At 65.6% G+C, this 1055-nt stretch carries 1 protein-coding gene; it reads left to right on the top strand.

Going from position 1 to position 1055, the window contains the following annotated elements:
* Nucleotides 1–959: GDSL-type esterase/lipase family protein (locus tag ACZY0Y_RS19885; protein ID WP_463959942.1), on the top strand; the 959-nt coding region annotated here is incomplete at its 5' end.
* Nucleotides 960–1055 lie beyond the last annotated feature (96 nt).

Raw genomic sequence — 1055 nt, forward strand, 5'->3', positions numbered from 1 at the left:
GCGCCGACCGCCCACGCGGCCGCATCGACGTATTCATGGACGGCGTCCGGCACACCCGGGACGAGCTCACCGGCGGGGACTGCATCGAAATCGACCTGCAGACCGGCGCCTCCAGCGCCCACTCGGGACCTACCCACTCCACCGTGCTGGCGGACCTCGGCTCGAACACGAAGAACGTCGAGGTGTGGCTGCCCCACAACGAGGCCCTCGCGCTCGTCGAGCTTCGCACCGACACACCCATCGTGGCCGAGCAAACCAACCGCAAGATCTGGCTGCACCACGGCAGTTCTATCAGCCACGGGTCCAACGCCCTTGCCCCGAGCGAGATCTGGCCGGTCATGGCCGCGCGGAGGATGTTCGACCTCGAGCTACGCAACCTGGGCCTTGGTGGCAGCGCCTTGGTCGACCCGTTCCTCGCCCGAGTCATCCGCGACACCCCCGCCGATGCCATCAGTGTGAAGCTCGGCATCAACGTCGTGAATCTCGATGCCATGCGGCTGCGGGCCTTCGTTCCAGCGGTCCACGGCTTCTTGGATACCATCCGCGACGGGCACCCCGAAACGCCACTCTTGCTCGTATCGCCAATCTTCTGCGGTATCCATGAGAACACCCCCGGGCCCGGCGCATTCGACCCCGACACCCTCGGCACCGACCGCGTACGGTTCATCGCGACCGGTACACCCGGCGACGTCGCTCAAGGCCGCCTCACGCTCGAGGTAATCCGCGACGCGCTCCGCTCAGTGGTCGAGCACCGATCGGACGACCCGAACCTTCACTACCTCGACGGCCGCGAACTGTACGGTCCAGCCGATGCAGACGCCTTGCCATTGCCCGATGGCCTGCACCCGAATGGGGAGGCGCACAACCTCATGGGGCGCCGGTTCGCCGAACGTATATTCGCCGCCGAGGGGGCTTTCGGCGGCTATCGGATCGATGACGGCATTAGCCGGATCATCTGAGACGAGGACGCCAGGACAACAGCTATGACCAAGGAGGGGCTGCGAGAGTGATCGAGGAACCTGAACTTCGACAGGCGTTCGTCAACGCGAGTCGGA

The organism is Pseudarthrobacter kochi (genome assembly GCF_055412805.1).